This is a genomic window from Streptomyces zaomyceticus (genome assembly GCF_014656215.1).
Lineage (GTDB): Bacteria > Actinomycetota > Actinomycetes > Streptomycetales > Streptomycetaceae > Streptomyces > Streptomyces zaomyceticus.
In genome coordinates, this window is the sequence record NZ_BNBZ01000002.1 from 507560 (window position 1) to 526685 (window position 19126).

The 19126-nt window shown below is 72.4% G+C and carries 17 protein-coding genes; 2 read left to right on the forward strand and 15 right to left on the reverse strand.

Features of this window, described 5'->3' with window-relative positions:
• Positions 1 to 10: 10 nt before the first annotated feature.
• The 15 genes from IE311_RS04895 to IE311_RS04965 form a co-directional block, all read right to left on the reverse strand.
• Positions 11 to 2185 (reverse strand): hypothetical protein, encoded by a 2175-nt coding sequence (locus IE311_RS04895; RefSeq protein ID WP_189830272.1) that lies wholly within the window; start codon positions 2183 to 2185, stop codon positions 11 to 13.
• Positions 2182 to 4755, reverse strand: coding sequence for a baseplate J/gp47 family protein (locus tag IE311_RS04900; RefSeq protein WP_189830273.1), 2574 nt, complete (start codon positions 4753 to 4755; stop codon positions 2182 to 2184). Before IE311_RS04900 ends, IE311_RS04895 begins: the two co-directional genes overlap by 4 nt.
• The gene (locus IE311_RS04905) at positions 4752 to 7490 is read right to left on the reverse strand and encodes a putative baseplate assembly protein (protein ID WP_189830274.1); all 2739 of its coding nucleotides are present in this window, start codon (positions 7488 to 7490) and stop codon (positions 4752 to 4754) included. The genes IE311_RS04900 and IE311_RS04905 overlap by 4 nt, the downstream gene beginning before the upstream one ends.
• Entirely contained in the window at positions 7487 to 7852 is a 366-nt protein-coding gene (locus IE311_RS04910; RefSeq protein ID WP_189830275.1) for a GPW/gp25 family protein, read from the reverse strand. The genes IE311_RS04905 and IE311_RS04910 overlap by 4 nt, the downstream gene beginning before the upstream one ends.
• Before the next feature lie 10 nt (positions 7853 to 7862).
• A complete protein-coding gene (locus IE311_RS04915) occupies positions 7863 to 8180 on the reverse strand; it encodes a hypothetical protein (protein WP_189830276.1) in 318 nt (105 codons plus the stop codon).
• A 2-nt stretch (positions 8181 to 8182) separates the two neighbouring features.
• Positions 8183 to 8710 carry a phage baseplate assembly protein V gene (locus tag IE311_RS04920; protein WP_189830277.1) on the reverse strand — a complete coding sequence of 176 codons (528 nt, stop codon included), beginning with the start codon at positions 8708 to 8710 and terminating at the stop codon, positions 8183 to 8185.
• Positions 8707 to 9834 carry a hypothetical protein gene (locus IE311_RS04925; RefSeq protein ID WP_189830278.1) on the reverse strand — a complete coding sequence of 376 codons (1128 nt, stop codon included), beginning with the start codon at positions 9832 to 9834 and terminating at the stop codon, positions 8707 to 8709. The genes IE311_RS04920 and IE311_RS04925 overlap by 4 nt, the downstream gene beginning before the upstream one ends.
• Positions 9827 to 10207, reverse strand: coding sequence for a LysM domain-containing protein (locus IE311_RS04930; protein WP_189830279.1), 381 nt, complete (start codon positions 10205 to 10207; stop codon positions 9827 to 9829). The genes IE311_RS04925 and IE311_RS04930 overlap by 8 nt, the downstream gene beginning before the upstream one ends.
• Positions 10208 to 10843: a hypothetical protein gene (locus IE311_RS04935; RefSeq protein ID WP_189830280.1), complete on the reverse strand. Its 636-nt coding sequence runs from the start codon at positions 10841 to 10843 to the stop codon at positions 10208 to 10210.
• A complete protein-coding gene (locus tag IE311_RS04940; protein ID WP_189830281.1) occupies positions 10840 to 11103 on the reverse strand; it encodes a hypothetical protein in 264 nt (87 codons plus the stop codon). The genes IE311_RS04935 and IE311_RS04940 overlap by 4 nt, the downstream gene beginning before the upstream one ends.
• Positions 11100 to 11948 (reverse strand): hypothetical protein, encoded by an 849-nt coding sequence (locus tag IE311_RS04945; RefSeq protein ID WP_189830282.1) that lies wholly within the window; start codon positions 11946 to 11948, stop codon positions 11100 to 11102. Before IE311_RS04945 ends, IE311_RS04940 begins: the two co-directional genes overlap by 4 nt.
• Positions 11945 to 12703: a hypothetical protein gene (locus IE311_RS04950; RefSeq protein ID WP_189830283.1), complete on the reverse strand. Its 759-nt coding sequence runs from the start codon at positions 12701 to 12703 to the stop codon at positions 11945 to 11947. Before IE311_RS04950 ends, IE311_RS04945 begins: the two co-directional genes overlap by 4 nt.
• Positions 12704 to 12711: 8 nt before the next feature.
• Positions 12712 to 13233: a phage tail protein gene (locus tag IE311_RS04955; RefSeq protein ID WP_189830284.1), complete on the reverse strand. Its 522-nt coding sequence runs from the start codon at positions 13231 to 13233 to the stop codon at positions 12712 to 12714.
• A gap of 11 nt (positions 13234 to 13244) precedes the next feature.
• Positions 13245 to 14789: a phage tail sheath family protein gene (locus IE311_RS04960; protein WP_373313748.1), complete on the reverse strand. Its 1545-nt coding sequence runs from the start codon at positions 14787 to 14789 to the stop codon at positions 13245 to 13247.
• Positions 14790 to 14859: 70 nt separating this feature from the next.
• Positions 14860 to 15621 (reverse strand): AfsR/SARP family transcriptional regulator, encoded by a 762-nt coding sequence (locus IE311_RS04965; protein WP_189830286.1) that lies wholly within the window; start codon positions 15619 to 15621, stop codon positions 14860 to 14862.
• 645 nt (positions 15622 to 16266) lie between these two features.
• On the opposite strand from IE311_RS04965, the gene IE311_RS04970 reads away from it, so the two are divergent.
• Both IE311_RS04970 and IE311_RS04975 read left to right on the forward strand, forming a co-directional pair.
• Complete coding sequence (locus IE311_RS04970) at positions 16267 to 17988, forward strand: hydrogenase maturation protein (protein WP_189830287.1); 1722 nt, start codon at positions 16267 to 16269, stop codon at positions 17986 to 17988.
• A 34-nt stretch (positions 17989 to 18022) separates the two neighbouring features.
• Complete coding sequence (locus IE311_RS04975) at positions 18023 to 19105, forward strand: NADH-quinone oxidoreductase subunit B family protein (RefSeq protein WP_189830288.1); 1083 nt, start codon at positions 18023 to 18025, stop codon at positions 19103 to 19105.
• The last annotated feature ends 21 nt before the right edge of the window (positions 19106 to 19126 follow it).

The following is a 19126-nucleotide window of genomic DNA, read 5'->3' on the forward strand; positions in this document are numbered from 1 at the left end:
TCCTCCTTGCTCAGGTCGCGTAGAAGAAGCCCGCTTCGAGACCGAAGCGGAGGTACTCGTCGAGCCGCAGCAGGAGGTCGCTCTCCCGCCGCGGAGTGAACAGCAGATGGGTCGCGCCCATCTCGTTCTCGTCGTCGGCGCCGCGCCGGATGGTGTCCGGAGTGGCCGCGGTCAGCTGGGCGTAGGCGGGGTCGCCGAATCGGAGGGAGGTGAAGCGCGGCCGGGTGGCGCGGCGGGTGCCGGGCGGATCGGCGGGGTCCGGGCTGCAGCGGTAGCGGCGGCCGGTGCGCGAGTCCTCCGGGACGTAACTGAAGCGCAGGCAGCCCTTCTGCCGGCGCCGAGCCCACACGGCCGCCTCGCGGGCATCGCCCGGGGTGAGTTCGGCGACGAGCAGCGAGTTGGACGCGTCGAGCTCGACCGTGTGGATGCCGCCGATGACGGTGCACTCGCCCAGATGGAGGGCCCCGCCCGGTTCGGTGCCGTCACCGGTCTCATGGGCGACCGTGTCGGGGACCGTGCGCGGCCCGCCGCCGGGAGGGGCGGGACGTCCGCAGTAGGCGACGGCCATGGGGTCGGAGGCGTCGACGACGCAGTCGGTGAGCGTGATGTCGGCCCCCTCCACGGCGACGATCGGCCCGAGGACACAGCGGGTCAGCCGCACCGTGGCGAAGGGGTCGAGGACGAGCAGCGACGCACGCTCGGGATGGGCCGACAGGCCGTCGGGCGTCCGGCTCTGGCCCGGTACGAGCGTGCAGTCGCGCAGCTCGATCGTGCGGGCTCCGCCATCACCGCTCTCCTCCAGGACGACGGGACCCCCGGTGACCAGGAGCCCGTCGAGGACGACCGTGGTGCGCGCGCCCATGGAGAGGCGCAACCCGTCCGGGGCGACGAGGGTGGGGCGGGTGCCGTCGTCCGCGTGGACCCACACCTCGGTGTCCGGCAGGCCGGGCCCGCCCGTGGTCGTGCGCACGGTACGGAGGTCGCCGTAGCGGTCGGAGTCGGTGATGCGCAGGGTCCCTCCGTCGACGAGCCCGTCCAGCAGCGCCTGTGGGGCCTCGCCGCCGGCGACCGGCCGGCGCGGAAGGGGGGTCACCGCCTCGCCACGGGCCGATCCCCGGGCGCCCACCGGTACGGCGAGGCCGTAGTGGTGGGCGGCGAGCGCTCTGGTGGACGCCGTGAGGGCCGTGCCGAAGAACACCCGGCCCAGGACCGGGTCGACCGCCACCTTGCCCGCGGCGGGTTCGTGCGCCCAGCCGCCCCCGCCACCGGGCAGGTCGGACAGGTCGCACACGGTGATCTCGGAGGACGGCACGGGTGTGAACCGCCACTCTCCCGCCTCGCGCACACCCCGTTCGAGCAGGAGACTGCGCCCCCTGCCGTAGTACGCGTCGAGGTGTTCGCCCAGCCTCCGCCGGTCCAGCGGCAGGGGAACGTCCTCCGGCTCGGCGAGGTGGGTGATCTCCTCCTCGGTGCGCGGCATGCCGAAGAGCGGGGAGTCGCTGCCCAGGGTGTCGAACCGGAAGCGGCGCCCGTCGCCCGACCCGTGGGGGGTGAGGGGCGTGCGATGGAGACGAACGGCCTCGGTCCGCCACAGGAAGATGCCGACGTTCGGGATGTTGTACCGCCCGGTGCGGCGCGGCGGGGGCGTACCCATGGCGCGTACGTCGGCGGTATGGGCGAGGTCGTCCAAGGCGCCGTTCATGCGCGTGCCCCAGGACAGCGCCTCCCGGTCCCGCATGCTCGGCGCGGCACGGGCGTGCGGCCGGGTGTGGTTCATGTACTGGCTGGTGACCAGTCGCTCGAAGAACTCGACCGTACGGGCCGGCCAGCCGGTGACGTCACGGGCGAGCTGCTCCACGACGGCGGCCGTGCCCTTGCGGCGCCGGTAGGCGATCGTGTGGGCCACCTCGGCGCGCGGCGAGCGGACCTTGTCCGCCACCCCGTGCAGCGTGCGGCAGCCGATGAGATCGCCGATGTACGGCGCCACCCAGGGGGCGCAGGTCTCGATGAACTGGTCGTCGTACAGCTGCTCCAGGTCCTCCTCCAGGACCTCGAGCTGACCGGCGAGCACCTCGACGAACTCACGCAGGACGCCGTCCCGCTCGGAATCACGCAGTCGGTACACCGCCGGCAGCAGCGCGTACAGCCGGTCCGCCGCGGAGGGTCGGGGCCGAGATGTGGTCATGGCATCTCCTGCAGCCGGTCGAAGGGGCCCTCGGCGAGGGCGAGCAGCTCGGCGGCGAGCGGTCTGCCGTCGGTTCCCACGGCCGCCCCGGTCGCGGGCAGGTGGTCCTTGAGCCCGGCCTCGTCGCCGCGGTACAGCAGGTCCAGGTCCACGGCGACGACGCCCGGCACGCTCGCCGCGACGGACACCAACCGCGAGCGGTGCACCGGCGCCGCAAGTCCGCGGGCCGCCGGCGCGTACGCCGTGCGCAGGACCGTCTCGACGGCGTCCAGCACCGCCTTCGCCTCCCGGGCGGGGTCCACCCGTACCCGAAGCCCGAGACGGAACCGCGCCTGACGGGCCGCCAGGACCTCGACCCGGGCCCGTGGGTCGCCGTACCGGCGCAGGGCCGCCGTCAGGTGGGCGGCGGTCGTCGCGGGGGCCGGCCCTCCGTCGGGGCCGCACACGCTGACGACGATCGTCGGCCCGGTGCGCAGGCGCAGTACGTCGGCCTCCGCGAGGGAGACACCGGCGAAGGCGAGCGCGAAGTCGGCGTAGTCACGCAGCGACACGGCCCGGCCGAGGGTACGGGTGGTGAACGGCATCGAGGCCCGGGCGTGCCGTTCGTCCTCGGGGTCGACGCCGCCGGTGGCCGGGACCGGGTTGGTGGCCCCCTTGACGCCGAGGGGCCTGTCCATGAGCTGGGAGAGCCGATCGGCGGGCAGGTTTCCGGCCAGGCCGGCGCCCTTGCGGTACGTGGCGCGGACATTGTGTGAGCCAGAGGGCAGCCGGGCACCGTCCGCTCCGTCCCCGAAGGCCACCACGACGGCCCCGTCGGGTTCCGTGCGCGTGGTGAGGACCCGGTCGCCGGCCCCCGCCCCGTACAGGGTGGGGAGTTCGCGCCAGGCGACCTCGTCGACCCGGACGGTGAGGGTGGAGGTGAAGCCCTGCGGGGTGTCCGCGCGGACGTGGGTGAGCGGGGCGTGCAGCAGCGGCATGGTCTGGAACGCGCGACGGGCGTCACCGTCCCCGAGGACCTGCTGCACGGTCTCGCCGTGGGTGGCCTTCGCGACGTTCCCGAACAGCACCGCGGTCGCGCGCTCGTAGCGGTACTTGAGCGGCTCGGCCAGGGTGATGCGGGTCGTCAGGGAGCCCGAGGCGGTGGCGGCTCCGAGGACGACGACCTCGGCCTGCTCGCCGGTGCCGTCGGCGAGCCGCCCGGACAGGACGAGCCGCCGGCCGGGGACCATGGCTGTGGCGTCGCCGTCGACGAGGAGGACCTGGCCGCTCAGGGGACCGGTGTCCGGTGCCCCGACGATCGTGAGCGGCTCGGGCACGGCGAAGACGGTCACGTCACGCGGGGTCGAGAAGGAGTGCCCGTCGTCCTGGTTCCGCCGAGTGGCCTGCTGTTCGCCGCGCAGGGTCAGCCGGGTGACGGTCCCTGACACGGCGTACTCCGAGCGGGAGAGCTCCCTGTGGTCCACCACCTCGTACATCTCGCGGTAGAAGTCCTCGTTCTCCTGCGACAGCACGACCCGGGAGCCGGTCACGACGTCCGGATGCGGTCCGTCGAGATCCACGACCACGAGGTCGTCGTCGGTCGCCGCCACCGCGTGGAAGTTCGGCCACTGCAGATCCTCGGTGCTGCCCCCGAAGACCTGCACGTACCCGGCGCGGAACGTGCCGTTCATGGCCCGCCACACGGGGGCGTTGTGCCCGAACACCGGAAGGCGCCTGCGCAGCACGAAGGCGTCGGGGTCGACCGGCGGATCGTTGGGCGGGTCGTCCGAGCCCAGACCCCGGTCCCAGTGGACGTGGGTACGGCCCTCGGACGGCTGCTCGACCTCGGTCACCAGGCGTACGTCCCACTTGTCGCGCTCCAGGTCCTCGCCCGCGAACAGGATCGCCTCTCCGCGCCGGATGTTGAGCGCCTCGCCCGCGAACCACGCGTCCGTGCGGTCCCGTGCCGGGGGATGGGGCTTGGTACGGGTGACGGGCAGCGCGTTCCACTCGGGGCGCGCGCCGATCTCCTCCACCGTCTCGAACATCTGCGGCAGTTCGCCCGGTCCCGGCACGCTCTGCACCCTCAGACCGCGGGGCAGCTCGACCACCGCCGGGGGCGCCGGGGGGATCAGGCCGGGTTCCGGGGGAGCTCCGGCCGGCAGCACGATCGCCGGCGGCCTCTCCAGGGCGAAGGCGAGATGGGTCTCGGCCGCGACACCGGGCGCCAGCCGGTACGCGACGAGCCGACCGAGCTCCTGGAGCGAGACCCGCTCGGTCGCCGTGCGCAGATAGGACTCGTTGGCCAAGCGCTCGTTGTAGAAGGTCAGGACGTCGCAGACCACCGCCCAGGAGTCGATCAGGGCGATCGTCGGGTCACCGGAGTCCCGGGTGAGCAGCCGGGACAGTTCCTGCCGGTGCTTGTTCGAGAGAGCGGTGAGCATGCTCGACCGGAAGTCGCCGTGGACACCGCTGCGATAGGCGATCTCGGACAGTCCGGGACGGTTGCCGACGGTGCCGGGGGTGCGCGCGGAGGTCCCCGAGCAGCAGCCGCACGTTCCGCCGTCCGCCGCGAAGATGGTCTCTGTCACCGGCCGCCTCCCAGGGTGAGGTCGAGCATGCCGCGCTCGCGAAAGTTGGGGTCGTTGTCCAGGCGGGCGATCTCCAGCCGTCCCATCTCCAGGGAGCCGGTCTCCAGACCGCTGGTCTCCGGTCTGCGCTGCCGCTGGAAGGTGTGTACGTCCACCGACTCCACCCCCGGCACGGCATGGACCTCGGCGAGGACCGTCGACAGGTGCACCGGCTGGCCGAAGGTGAGTCGGTCCGGGTGGAACAGTCCCCGCCCGCCGCCCGGCAGCGTGGAGTCGCCGAGCCGGGCCAGTACAGCGGCGCCGACGTCGGACCGCCGATGGGTGCGCTCCACGCACACCCGCAGCCCGATCTCCAGCGGTACGAACACGGGGCCGTCCACCTCCAGGTCGTATCCGGCCAGCCGATACCGCTCCAGGCGGGCGCGCACGTCGCGCTCGAACGCGGCGTCGACAGGCCGACCGCCGTGCCGGTCCGCGGTGACGAAGACGGTGTGCCAGGAGCCGGTCCACCGGAAGGTGGCAGCCGCGCGCTGTACGGCGGCGACCCGCTCGGTGACCTCGGTCCAGTCGGCCTCGGTGACCGCACGCTCCTGCACGGCGAAGGCCTGGGGTGCGTCGCGGCGGATCTCCTCGGCGGACTCGGGGTCGGTGCCGCCGGCGGCGGGCAGCGGGTTGGACACGGTCTCCACGAGGTCGATGTCCGTCACGACGTGGGTGATGGACCTGGCGCCCACATTGCCCGCGCGTCCGTTGCCCACGCGGTACCGGGCGAAGAACTCCGTCTCCTTCTGGGGGCGCTTGCCGTGCTCGTCGTCCCCGAAGCGCAGCCGTACCGTGCCGTCGTGCTCGGCCTCGACGGTGAAGTCGGCGGCGGACGCGCCGCTGTTGAGCAGATCCGGGCGGACCTGCCAGTCCCGCTCGTCCGCGCCCAGCCTGCCGGTCACGGTGATCGCCGGGCGTGCCTCCCTGGGGCGCGCCGCGGTGACGGCCGACGCGGGCGGTGACTCCTCCGACACCAGCAGCTCGCCGTCGGCGAGTGCGATACGCAGCACGGTCGTGCCGTCGCTGATCGACCACACGGGTTCGGAGCCCCGGACGGTGACGGTCGTGCCGGCCGGCTGCCGTCCGTGGCCCCCGAGCATGGACCGCAGCTCCTGGTCGTAGCTGAGCGAGGTGAGTTCGGCGAGCAGGGCCGGGGTCGCCGCCTGCCGGAAGACAACGGCCGCGGCGTGCGCGACGCGGTGCGTCAGCGGACCGTGGGCGAGCGTGGGGCGGTAGCGCGCCGGTACGGGGCCGGCCGGGGTTCCCGTGCCCGGCCGGCCGATGCCGACCAGGTGGGGCGGGGGAACCGCACCGAGCGGCTCGGGCTCCTTCCCCTTGTCGGGGACGGTCTGCCCGTGGTCCGCGAGGACGATGTTGCCCCACGCACGCGCGGTCTCCAGGGCGCCTTCGGTGACGCCGAGACAGAGCGGGAACGGCAGGGCGTCCTCCTCGTGCCAGGCGATCTCGGTCACCGCGAGCGGGTCCGCCGACGGCTGTGGCTCGAAGAGGCCCCCGGCGGGGTCCTCGGAGCCGCGGACATCGACGAGACGGACGGCCCAGCGCCGTGTCGGGTCGGCGTCGACAGCCTCGCCCGTGGTGGGGGAGACGGTCTCGGCCAGTACGAGGACGTCACCGGCCCGCAGCTGCGGGTGGTCGCCGCGCAGGGTCGCCGACGTGGCCCCCTCGGGCAGACAACAGCCGAGGTCCCCCCAGGTGTGGAAGCGCATCTCGGCCAGATCGCGGTGCAGGATCGCGGAGTGCACCGTCTCGAAGACGACGGGTTTCGCCGCCATCGCCGCGAGGTGGCCCTTGGAGCCCGGCGTCAGCCGGGCCTCCGTGCGCGGGACCGTGGTCAGCAGCGGGGTGCCCGCCGGCAGCGTGACGGCGTCGTCCCCCCGGACGTCGATCCGCACCCAGACGCGGGCGTTGCACCCCTCGTGCACCCGGTGGTCGACGAGCCTGGCGTGCCGGCGCAGGGAGATCCGGCTGCGGGCCGTGCCCAGGTACCCCTCGGTGGCCACGGCATCCTGCCGGTACGACAGTTCGTCGGCCGCGTACGCCAGGAGCTCCACGAGCGCCGTTCCGACATCGGCCGGGTTGCGCTCCGTCCAGGTGGGCGCGAGCAGCGACATCCGGTCCAGCATCAGCCGCCGGAAGCCCTGGTAGTCCTTGGCGAGGTAGTCGATCGCGGGGGTGCTCGGCTGATCCGGAGGGCACTCGTCGTCGCGGGCGCAGTCGAAGTCGCTCGGGCACTCCACCTTGAACGCGAACTCGGCCTCGGCCAGCAGCGGGTCGAAGCCGGCCGGGGGGAGGTCCGACTCCGGGCCGGCGACCAGCCGCAGCCGGTACGTGGAGAAGTCGCCGCGGTCCGCGGTGCGGACGACGAGCACATGGTCGGGTTCGTCGACCCCGTCGAGCAGTTCGGGCGGCACCTCCGGGCTGTCGCCCCGCGCGGCCCACTCCACCGCGACCGTGGGGATGCGTTCACCACCGTCGACGACGACGTTGTCCGCGTCGAGTCCGTCGGGAACGGGCCGTACCAGGCGGACGTGCAGCACGCGCTGGCGCAGCTCCGGGGTGGGCGCCGCGGTGTCGAGGACCTCGACGTATTCGATGGCGTTGAGGGAGCTGAGAGGACCGGCCTGCTGGAGCGCCAGCAGACGCCGCGGCTTGGCGCAGGGGAAGCGGGTCATGGGCGGCCGCCGGGCGTGCGGAACGTGGCGACATGACGGGTGCGGGTGCGCAGCACCACGTACGCGACGGTGATGAGAAGGGCCGAGTCGACCGCCTCCACCTCGACCGGTTCGGCGGTCAGGACGTGACCGAGGTGCCGCTCAAGGGCGCTCTGGACGAGGTACTGGGTGGTGGCCGCGGTCTCGGGGCCGCCCGGTTCGAAGACCAGCTGGAGCAGCCCGGCGCCGAAGTCGGGGCGCATCACGCGCTCCCCGGGCGCGGTGAGCAACAGCTGCTCGATCATGTCGCGTACGTGCTCGTCCGGGTCGGTCGTCGCCGTGCGGCCGCTGCCGTCGACGTCGTAGGGGTGATCGATGGTCATGCCGGCTCCCTCATGAGGCGATCGCCCGGGTCTGGACGGTCAGGGGGGTGAGCGGGGTACCGGTCGGCGTGCACACCGACGTGCCGGACTGCAGCACGACGGGCTGTCCGCCGGCGAGCACCCGCACGGCGCCGACGACCCACTGGGCGGTGACGCACGGCGGGGTCGGTGTGCCGGTGAGCCCGCAGGCGGCGACGACGTACGGTGTGGAGAGGGTGACGACGGGCTGCCCGAGCACCGTCACACGCGGGAAGGGCGCGGTGGGCGTGGCCTGCCCGGCATGGGCGCACAGCACGGTGGCACCGAGGTGGAGGATCGGTCCGGGCATCGTCACATCACCGTCAGCGCGCCGAGGTTGATGTCGGTGGTCGGTCCGGTCAGCGAGATCGTCGCGCCCTTGCCGTTGCTGATGACGATGCCGACGTCGCTGACCGAGATCATCGCTCCGGTCGCGGTGGTGATCAGGATGCCTCCCGTGGGCCCCGGCGCGTCGCTGATCACGAGGCCGTTCTTCAGTGTGGTCTGGAGGGTGATGCCGGCGACCCCGGGCGGCACCGTGTGGGACAGCAGGGGGACTTCGGCCGTGCTGCCCCAGAAGCCACCGACCCACACGGGGTGGTCGGTGTCGCCCTGCTCGTACTCGATCCACACGCCGGAGCCGATCGGGGGCACCGTGAAGACGCCGGTGTTGATGCCGGCGAGCGGCAGACAGGGCAGGGCCCACGTGGACGGGATCGACGACACGTCGGGCACCAGGGCCTGGATCCGGCCCCGCCGTTCCGGGTCGATGTTGTTGACGACCGTCCCGCGGTACTTGCCCAGGTAACCGGTGACGGCGGTGGTCCGCGTCTTGGTCATACCGGCACCGCCGGGACGGTCGAGACGACACCGTTGCGGGCGAGGGAGAACGTCTGCGTGTACGCGCCGCGCTTGATGTCGTGCGTGACGCGGGTGACGTAGTAGAGCCCGTCGAAGGCCGGCCCCGCGCCCCGTACGCCCACCAGCCTGCGGGAGCGCAGCACATGGCCGTACTTCGCGACGTCGAGCGTGCCGGAGGCGAACACGGCGTCGGAGTGTTCGGCCGCGTACGCGATGCCCTTCATGACGGCGGCGAGCGGACTGAGTTTGGCGGTGTCGTTCATGTGGTGCAGCTTCGGCGGGAGGGGCGGCACAAGGCCCAGTGGCGGCCTGATCGGGGCGATGTCGGGGATGGGCAGGTTCACCGGGGCCTTGCTCAGGCGTTCCTGGATCGCGACGATGGGAAGTTCCCTCTTCTCCTTGTCGAAGGTGAAGTTGAGGGTCGCGACGTTGTCGTGGGCGCCGTCGAGACCGATGTTCAGCGCGGGCTGAGGCGCTCCGAGGCGGATCTCCGGCCCCCAGTACGCCTTGCTCACCCCCGGCACCGGACCGGGATCGATGTAGAACACATGGCCGACCTCCTTGGCGAGGGCCGTGAGATAGGCGTAGTCGGTGCCCTGCTGGGAGGGGATCCGGTCGAGGGGGATCGGAACGTCCTCCAGCAGGCTCGGGATCACGACCGGCGCGCAACCCAGCGCCGCGTACTTCGACAACAGCACGAGAGCGCGCACCGCGGGCGATATCGCCGGAAAGGGCAGTCCGTCGAAGGGCACCAGGTCCATGACGTACGTGAGGTCCTTCCCCTTCACGTGCAGCACGGACGTCGGACCGGCGGCGGTCATGTCCTGGTGGGTGACCACCCCGTCGACGAGGACTTCGGTGACGCCCCGGACCGTGACCGCGACGACGCAGCGGAACACCGGTACGGAGATGGGGAAGAACGCCTGGACCGGGGAGTCCTTGGAGACCGAGAACGTCAGCTCGAACCCGCTCTGCGCGTCCCCCGAGCCGGACTCCACCTTGAGGCCGGTCAGGGCGTCGAGGACGAACTTCGGCGCGGCCACGGGCACGGCGGGGCCGAGGAAGAGCTGGAGCCGGACCGGGCCGGGAGGCAGGTCACGCATCGCCGGCTCCGGGCACGGCCTCGGGCAGCGTGATCCGCAGCCGACGTCCCGGGGGCAGCGTCATCCGCGCGGGATCGATCACTCCGTTGGCGTCGGCCAGCCGCCACCAGAGCTCCGCGTCGCCCAGGAGACTCGCGGCGACAAGGTCCCGGCGGTCGCCCTCCACGGTCGCGTACTCGTGCAGCAGCGCGAAGCGTTCCACGGGCGGGCAGAGTCTGCGCCGGAAGTACGGGACGGGGGGCGCCGGTTCCTCGCCCGGGCCGGGTGGGCGGACGTGGGCCGTGACGCCGACGGCGGCGTAACGGCTGGTCGGCGGCAGGGAGACCGTGGGCACGGCTCCGGCCGCGAGGAGTGCCTGCAACGGGTCGGGCACTCAGATCACCTCCAGTCCCAGCGCGGACAGGGCAGCCGAACCGGCCCGTGCGGCCAGAGCCTCCTTGTTGCGGAGGTGGCCCATGAACAGCGCGCCGCCGCGGTGGCCGAAGCCGAGGTCGTCGACGGTCAGCACGCGCATCCCGAGGGTGACCTTGGCCCGGATCGGGTTGAGCGCGGTGTCGAACGCCTCTTCGGCGATCGACAGCTCGGTGAGGCGGACGGGGACGACCCGCTGTCTGCTCCACACGAACAGCGTCAGCGGAGTCTCCATCGGCAGGACCTCCAGCACACCCCTGGCGGCCAGCGCGTCGTTGTCCACCAGCGTCCTCGCCCGGGGGTTGACGAGCAGCTCCAGGGCGGCCAGCTGCGGATGGATGCCGAACTCGACCGTGGCGGCGTTCTCGGCGGGGAACTCCAGCCGGTCCGTCGCGTCGATCTCGGCCTCCAGCCGCAGAGTCTCGACGGCGACCCCCTTCAGCCGTAGCGCCTGCCCCACGTCACCGCCCGAGGCCTGCACGGCGACCGTACGGGTGAGGGCGTCCGGGTTGTACTGGAGCGCGATCGTCCGCAGGGTGCGGCCCGAGGTGACGTCGACCTCGACGATGCCGCCCTTGACGACACGGGGTGAGATCACCGGACACCTCCGACGGCCGCCCAGACGGCCCGGGCGGCCTGCGCCCCCAGCGCGGCGGCACTCGGCGCCGGTGTACGGGAGGTACGGGGGCGCGCCACGGGAAGGGCGCCGCCGGTGAGACCGGCCGGGTCGGCGCCGGCGGCGAGGACGCCCAGGGTCCGCTCGAGACCGGTCACCACGGACGCGGCCTGCCCAGGCGTCAGGCCGCGCAGGACGAGCTCTTCCACGACGATCCGCACCCGCGGCCGACCGGCGGTCATCGCGCACCCCCCGCACCACGGAGGAACTCCCCGAGGGAGAGCGACGGGGTTTCGGCCGCCCCCGCCCCGGAGGAACCAGTGGGCTCGCGGGCACCGACCGCCGGTCCGGCCGGGGGTACGGCGCGGATCTCGACCCTGCCGATGCTGATGGTGACGACGGGTCCGGCGTCCTCCGCGACGGTGAGGGCCGAGGATTCGACGGCGCGGGAGGCAAGGGTGAGGGGCACCGGCACGGGGCCCGGCAGGGGGACCACGACGGGCACCTGAAGCGGCTCCCGGCGCCGGATCGTCGGCTGCGTGGTCTCGCGCCGGGGCGCCAGGGACCGGCGGTCCGGGCGGGGCCCGGGCTCCACGGATGCGGACGGCGTGACTCCGACGGGTCCGGCGGAGGGCCGCGCGGCCGGTTCGACCCTGGGCGGGGCGGGCGCGGTCGCGCGCGGAACGGCGGCCGGGGTTCCGTGGTGCCGCGTGGTGCTCTGCCGCTCGAAGGACACGTCGATGTCGTGCCGTGCCTTCCGTGGGGCGACGGGATCGGCGGGGGGCGTCACGGCGGGTACGGCACCGCGCGCGGGCCGCACGAGAGGCGCCGGGGGCATAGGCGTCACGGTCACGGTCCTTTCCTCCTGTCGTCTCTTCCCGGTCTCCCGGTCGTGGCTGCCGGTGCCCTGAGCCGGGGCCGCGCTCTCGTCCGGTGCGCCATCGGCGGTGTCCTCCCGGCCCGATGACTTCGGGCGGTCGAAGGGGATCCGCTCCAGGGCGGAACGGGACGGCAGCAGCGGCCGCGTGGACGGGTACCGGGTGGGTCCGTACGCGCGGGCGGCGAGCCTGCGCAGCAGATCGGTCATGGCAGTTCCCCCGTGACGATGCGGAGATAGGCGGCTCGGCGTGGCTCGCTCAACGCCAGGACGTCGCTCTCGGACCAGCCGTACGAACGGGCGAGCGCGTCGATGTCGAGCAGGAGGTGCCGAGCCCGGGACTCGACCTCGGCCCAGACGAACGCGGCGGCGTCGAAGCCGGCGGTGAACTCCGACCCGCAGTCGGGACAGCGGAGGTCGACGAGCACATCGGCCAGCGGGTCCGCGGTGGACATCGCCTCGGACAGCGCCTCGCGGACCGCTTCCGGCAGATCGGCGGCGGTCACCGGAGCCGTGCCCTCCTCATGGCGTACGCGCAGCACGCATCGGTCGAGCAGCAGCGCGGCGCCCCGGTCCGGGTCCGCCGCCCCGGGCTGCTCGGCGACCGCGAGGAGATCTCCGTAGGAGGGAGAGCGCCAGGTCACCTCGTGCCCGCCGTGGAGGAGGGGCGGCGGGGAGTCGACGACCTTGTCCTCCAGAGCGAGCAGCGGGCCGGTCGCCGCCTGGAACTCCACGGCCTGTCCGCAGTCGGGGCAGGTGACCACGGCGGACATCTCAGGGCCGGCCAGCGCGGTCCGCAGCCGCAGCAGCAGCGCCGTGACCCGCCCGACGGGCCGGTCGGCGAGCTCGGCGGAGCCGATGCCGCCGTCCACCGCGGCCGCCAGGGCGAGGGCCCGCCCGTCCGGTGACGCGTCCTGGCACTCGTCCCACAGCCGCAGCACCTCTCCCGCCGGAAGTACGCGCACGTCCCCTCCTACGGTTCGACGAACGACGGCTCCGGCGGCTCGACCACGTCGAGGTCGCGCTCCCAGCCCTCGTTCTCGAGCTTCAGGGTCTGGATGGCCACGGCGTTGGCGTTGGCGTCGAGTTCGGGCAGGGACTGGAACTCGGACACCCAGGCGCGGAACACCTTGTAGGCGAGCACCAGTTGCCCCGCCTCGTTGTACAGCTCGATGATCAGGTCCTTGCGGAAGTCCTTCAGGGAGACCTCCGCGCCGAGCCCCGAGCCGAAGTTCCAGACCTTGTTGGCCCACTGCTCGAACTCGACGTCGTGGGTGACACCGCGGGTGAGGGTGATCGCCTCGTATTTCGTGCGGCCGGGTGACTTGCGGGCGGTGGACGGGTCGGCGCCGTCGCGGTGCTCGACGACCTCGGTGGTGCGCTTGAGAGCGCTCACCTTGCTCACACCGGCCACGTAGCGACCGTCCCATTTCACCCGGAACTTGAAGTTCTTGTACGGGTCGAAGCGCTGGGCGTTGACGCTGAACTGTGCCATGGGATCGCCTCCTAGGCGGGGATCTGGCCGGCGATCTGCTGCAGCCGGAGGACGACGAACTCGGCGGGCTTGAGGGGCGCGAATCCGACGAGGATGTTGACGACGCCGAGGTTGATGTCGGTCTGCGTGGTCGTCGTCGCGTCGCACTTCACGAAGTACGCGTCCCGTGGGGTCTTGCCCTGGAACGCGCCCTGCCGGAAGAGGTTGTTGAGGAACGCTCCGATGTTGAGCCGGAGTTGTGCCCACAGCGGCTCGTCGTTCGGTTCGAACACCGCCCACTGGATGCCCCGGAAGAGGCTCTCCTCGATGAACAGGGCGGTGCGGCGTACCGGCAGGTACTTCCACTCCGAGGCGATCCGGTCCGAGCCGTTGCGCGTGCGGGCACCCCAGACCACGTGCCCGGCGCCGGGCGCCACCCGGAGGCAGTTCACTCCGACCGGGTTGAGCCGCCCGATCTCGCCTTCGGTCAGCGGCAGTGCCAGCTCGGTGACACCCCCCAGGGTGGCGTCGAGACCGGCCGGGGCCTTCCACACTCCTCGGTTCGCGTCGGTGCGGGCGATGGCCCCGGCGACGGCTCCGGACGGCGCGAAGCGCATGACCTGGTTGTCGCGGAGCGGATCCGGCTGCCGTACGTGGGGGAAGTACACCGCGGCGTTCCTGCTGCTGGTGAACGTGCCGTCCGCGGCGGCCTTCGCCGCGTCCACCGTCGCCCACGACCGGGGCGGGTCGAGGATCACGACGGCGCGCCGATCCGTGGCGTACCGGATGGCCTCCGTGACGACCACGGACTCGACATCGCGGTCGCCCAGGTCGCCGGTGCCCGAGTAGGGCGGGATGACGAGCAGGTTGAACAGGTCGGCGTGCTCCAGGGCGTAGAGGCCCCTCTTGTCCGCCTGGAAGTTCGCGCCGGTGGTGATGTCCACCGCGGTGATCGCCGGATCGCCGTCGTTGCCCCCGTCGGGGGCCTTGTCCTCGACCGAGGCAGAGGACTGCGGCTGGGTGGGGAGCGCTCCGTCGACCCGGACCAGCGTGGATTCCGCCGCGAGGACGATGTCCACGCGGCGGGCGGCGTCCGTGGCGAAGGAGACGTTGCGGAAGACCTCCACCGTCCCGGTCGCCGTGTCGGTGACCGTCAGGTTGAACAGCGTCGGGTCCTGTGTGCCGTCGGCGTTCGGCCTGACGTCCTTGTCGACCTTCGCCTCCAGCTCCGAGCCCCACGCGCCGGGCGAGGCCGCCTTGAGCCCCAGCCGGCTGTCGTCCGCGCCGAGCGCGAGGGTGGCGGTGTCGCTGGTGGCACCGGCGTGGACGCGTACGACGAGGGCGGTGCCGCCGCCCTGCTGGAAGAAGTCGCGCACGGAGTAGCCGAGATGGCTCTCCTGCCAGAGGCCGCCGAAGGCACGCTCGAAGTCGGCGAACGAGTTCAGGGTCACGGGCTTGTGGAGCGGGCCGCGCAGGGCGCGGCCGATGAACGCGGTGACCGAGGTGGGGACACCGGTGATCGTGCGTACGCCGCTCGACAGCTCTTCCACGTACACGCCGGGGTATGACAATTGCACCGGCATCTGCTTTCCCTCCGCCAGGTCGTCTCTTGCTCCTGTGGTCTATCCCGTCGCTGTCACCGTGGCGTCACTTGTCCATCACGGGCGGCGACGCCGGGACCGGGATGCCACCGCGGGTGAGCGCGGTCAGCTGGGCGGAGGGCGGCAGTCCCAGCTCGTCGGCGAGCAGTCTGCGGAACCATTCGTAGTGCCGTACGGCGTCGACGGCGTTTCCCTCCGACAGGTGCACGGCGATGACCGCTCTGGTGGCGCTCTCCCGGAGAGGTTCGAGACGTACGGCCTCGAAGGCCAGTTCCAGGGCCCCCGCGTGGCGGCCCTGCGCGGTCATCCGGTAGGCGCCCGCCTCCAGGGCGTGCAGCCGGAGTTGGCGTGTGCGCTCCTGTTCGAGCAGCACCCAGTCGTCGTACCACCCCGGCAGCAGTTCACCGTTGAGCAGCCAGGTGTATCCGTCCTCGTCCACGGGGGGCGGCCGGTGCGCGGCGGGCGGTCGCAGCATGCACCTGATGCGGTCGGTGAACTCCCGGTTGTCGACGGCCGTGTCCTGCGCCAGGCCGACCCGCGTTCCCTGGGCGACCACCAGACCGGGAACGGCCCGGTTCACCCTCCACACGGCGGTCCGCAGACTGGCCTGTGACTTCTCTTCGGGAGTCTCCGGCCACAGGGCGGCCGCGGCCGCCGTCCGATTGGCGCCGGTCCTCAAGGCGAGATAGGCGACGAGCCGCTGGCCGCTCGGCGGCAGCGCGACATCGCGGGCGCTGCGCTGCACAGCGAATCCGTCGAGCAGCCGGACCGCGACTTCGGACGTGGCAGCCCCGCTTGGTGCGGACATGAAGTTCCTTACGCAGGGTGACGATCGAGTGGTCCGATCGCAGAAGGTAGCCGAGAGACGGTGGTGGCGATCGGGCGTGACGGCCGGCCAGAAGTCGCCGGGCACGGACGTGTGCGGGCATGGCACGCCCTCGAGTGCTCAGGACCCTTCGTCCACGTGTCGACGTACCGGGTGAAGAACTTCGGTGGGCCGGATTGACGTCCCCCGAACCGACCCGGGGCGACCCGCCGGGGACGGCGTGGCCGCGCGGTGAGTCCCCCTGTCCATCGACGCCCGTGAACCTCGTCGTGCCCCACCGGCGTGGGTGCGAAGCGGATGGCGGCCCAGCGCGCCCCCGAAGCGGCTTCGCTCTCCCCGGCCTCACCCTGTTCATGGCGGCGTTTTCGCTGGTGAGGTCATGTGACGGTCCTCGTCGAGGAGTACGGGGTCGTCGGAGAGGTCTCGGCCATCCGTCCATGGGTCTCCCCCCAGACCTGGGTGTCGCTCCGCCGGGATGGCCGCCAACCGGTCGGACGCGCGCCTCTAACGGGTGAGGTGAGGGCCCCGTTGCCCTTTCCCCGGCCTGCGGTGTCCGAGGATCGCAGGCGGTCGGTGGACGGCCCTTCCAGGGCCGTTCCATCCACTGCAACCCGGAGGGTCCGTCCCATGCGCGTCCTGCTCGTCGCCAGCAGCTTCAACAGCCTCACCCAGCGCGTCCAGGTCGAGCTGGGCGACCGCGGGCACACCGTTCCCGTCGAGGTCACCCCCGACGGGGCCGCCGTGCGCGAGGCCGTGGCGCGCCATGCGCCCGACCTGGTCGTGGCCCCCCTGCTGAAGGCTGTCGTGCCCCGTGATGTGTGGACGGCGCACCGTTGTCTCATCGTGCACCCGGGGCCCGTGGGCGACCGCGGCCCGTCCTCGCTCGACCACGCGATCCACGACGGGGTCGAGGAGTGGGGCGTCACCGTCCTCCAGGCCGACGAGGAGATGGACGCGGGGGACGTCTGGGCGACCGCCGCCTTCCGCGTCCCGGAGGTCGGCAAGAGCGATCTGTACCGCAACGAGCTGTCCGACGCCGCCGTGGCCGCCGTACTGCTCGCCGTCGAGAGGGTCGCCGCCGGGGCGACACCGCGCCCGCAGACCGGAGAGATCCGCGCCCGTCCCGCACTCCGCCAGGAGGAGCGTCGGATCTCGTGGGGCGAGGACACCACCGAGACCGTGCTGCGCACCCTGCGGGCCGCCGACTCGCAGCCCGGTGTGCGGGACCGGCTGCTCGGCGCCGAGTGGTTCCTGCACGGCGGTCACGCGGAGGACGGTCTGCACGGTCGGCCCGGTGCCCTGCTTGCGACCCGGGCGGGCGCGGTCTGCCGTGCCACCGTGGACGGGGCGGTCTGGATCCCCGAGCTCCGTGCCCGCACCGGCCGTGGCGGGCCGCGTGCCTGCAAGCTCCCCGCCACCCTGGCCCTCGCCGGCCGGCTGCCGGAGCTCCCCGAACTGCCGGCGCCCGCCGACCCGGCACCGGGCCGCAGGACCTGGTCCGACATCCGCTACCGCGAGCAGGGACCGGTCGGCGTTCTGTCCTTCGCGTTCCCCGGCGGGGCGATGAGCACCGACCAGTGTCGCCGCCTGCTGGAGGCGTACGAGACCGCCCGCGGGCGTCCCACTTCCGTCCTGGTACTCGGCGGGCAGCGCGACTTCTTCTCCAACGGCATCCATCTGAACGTCATCGAGGCCTCCGCCGACCCCGCCGCAGAGTCCTGGGCCAACATCAATGCCATGAACGACCTGGTCGAGGCGGTTCTCACCACGACCGACCGGCTGGTCGTGAGCGCGATCGGCGGCAACGCCGCCGCCGGCGGGGTGATGCTCGCCCTCGCCGCCGACGAGGTCTGGTGCCGTTCGGGGGCGGTGCTCAATCCGCACTACCGTCGCATGGGTCTGTACGGATCGGAGTACTGGACCCGCACCCTGCCCGGAAAGGTGGGCGAGGCCCTGGCCGCGCGCCTCACCGAAGAGGCGCGACCGGTGTCCGCCGCGGCATCGCTCGACATGGGCCTGATCGACCGGGTGGTCGACTGCGGGCCCGGGGAGTTCACCGCCGAGATCACCCGATTGGCCCTTCGCGCGGCATCCCGTAGCGGGCTTCAGCCGCGGATCGCGGCGAAGAAGGCGGAGCACGAGCGCCTGGAGTCCGTCGTTCCCCTTGCGGCCCACCGTGAACAGGAGCTCTCCCGGATGCGGTCGATCTTCGACGATCCCGCCGCGAGCTATCACGCACTGCGTCGGGCCTTCGTCCGGAAGGAGACCCCGGAGCGGAGCTCCCGGACGGCCCGGATGCGGGCGGGGACAGATCGGCCGACTGTTGAGCAAGACCCAGGCCTGACATGAGGCCCTCGCCCCACCCCTCCTCAGGAGGCGACCCATGAGCGCAGCAGAGCCGGCCCCGGTCCAGGACCAGGGTGCCGCACCCGGCAGCGAAGAGAAGCCGATCCACATCCTCTGGATCAACGCGGGTCTGAGCTGCGACGGCGACTCGGTGGCCCTGACCGCCGCCATGCAGCCCAGCATCGAGGAGATCGCCCTCGCGGGGCTGCCCGGGCTGCCCAGGATCGCGGTCCACTGGCCGCTGATCGACTTCGAGTGCGGTCCGGTGGGCGGCGCCGACACGTTCATCGAGTGGTTCTTCAAGGGGGAGCGGGGCGAGATCGACCCGTTCGTGCTGGTCGTCGAGGGGTCCATCCCGAACGAGGCCATCAAGCAGGAGGGCTACTGGAGCGGCTTCGGCGACAACCCGGAGACCGGTCAGCCCATCACGACCAGCGAGTGGATCGACCGGCTGGCACCCAAGGCCCTCGCCGTGGTCGCGATCGGCACCTGCGCCACGTACGGCGGCATCCACGCCATGGCGGGGAACCCGACCGGTGCGATGGGTCTCCCGGACTACCTCGGCTGGGACTGGAAGTCGCATGCCGGCATCCCCATCGTGTGCGTGCCCGGCTGCCCCATCCAGCCGGACAACTTCGCGGAGACGCTGACCTACCTGCTCTATCAGGCGGTCGGCTCCGCGCCCATGATCCCGCTGGACGACAAGCTCCGCCCGACCTGGCTGTTCGGGGCGACCGTGCACGAGGGCTGCGACCGGGCCGGCTACTACGAGCAGGGCCAGTTCGCCTCGACGTACGACTCACCCAAGTGCCTGGTCAAGCTCGGCTGCTGGGGCCCGGTCGTCAAGTGCAACGTCCCCAAGCGCGGCTGGATGAACGGCATCGGCGGCTGTCCGAACGTCGGCGGCATCTGCATCGCGTGCACGATGCCCGGATTCCCGGACAAGTTCATGCCGTTCATGGACGAGCCTCCCGGCGGCAAGGTCTCCAGCACCGCCAGCGGCGTGTACGGCTCCGTGATCCGCCGTCTGCGGACCATCACGGCCAAGACCGTGGACAAGGAGCCGAAGTGGCGGCACACCGGCGAACGCATCACCACCGGCTACCGGCCGCCCTGGTGACCGTGACCGCCCTCGTACCAC

Excerpts from the sequence above, each read along its gene's own strand:
- IE311_RS04895 (WP_189830272.1), bottom strand. The coding sequence starts at position 2,185 with ATGACCACATCTCGGCCCCGACCCTCCGCGGCGGACCGGCTGTACGCG.
- IE311_RS04905 (WP_189830274.1), bottom strand. The coding sequence starts at position 7,490 with ATGACCCGCTTCCCCTGCGCCAAGCCGCGGCGTCTGCTGGCGCTCCAG.
- IE311_RS04910 (WP_189830275.1), bottom strand. The coding sequence starts at position 7,852 with ATGACCATCGATCACCCCTACGACGTCGACGGCAGCGGCCGCACGGCG.
- IE311_RS04915 (WP_189830276.1), bottom strand. The coding sequence starts at position 8,180 with ATGCCCGGACCGATCCTCCACCTCGGTGCCACCGTGCTGTGCGCCCAT.
- IE311_RS04920 (WP_189830277.1), bottom strand. The coding sequence starts at position 8,710 with ATGACCAAGACGCGGACCACCGCCGTCACCGGTTACCTGGGCAAGTAC.
- IE311_RS04925 (WP_189830278.1), bottom strand. The coding sequence starts at position 9,834 with ATGCGTGACCTGCCTCCCGGCCCGGTCCGGCTCCAGCTCTTCCTCGGC.
- IE311_RS04940 (WP_189830281.1), bottom strand. The coding sequence starts at position 11,103 with ATGACCGCCGGTCGGCCGCGGGTGCGGATCGTCGTGGAAGAGCTCGTC.
- IE311_RS04945 (WP_189830282.1), bottom strand. The coding sequence starts at position 11,948 with ATGACCGATCTGCTGCGCAGGCTCGCCGCCCGCGCGTACGGACCCACC.
- IE311_RS04955 (WP_189830284.1), bottom strand. The coding sequence starts at position 13,233 with ATGGCACAGTTCAGCGTCAACGCCCAGCGCTTCGACCCGTACAAGAAC.
- IE311_RS04965 (WP_189830286.1), bottom strand. The coding sequence starts at position 15,621 with ATGTCCGCACCAAGCGGGGCTGCCACGTCCGAAGTCGCGGTCCGGCTG.
- IE311_RS04970 (WP_189830287.1), top strand. The coding sequence starts at position 16,267 with ATGCGCGTCCTGCTCGTCGCCAGCAGCTTCAACAGCCTCACCCAGCGC.
- IE311_RS04975 (WP_189830288.1), top strand. The coding sequence starts at position 18,023 with ATGAGCGCAGCAGAGCCGGCCCCGGTCCAGGACCAGGGTGCCGCACCC.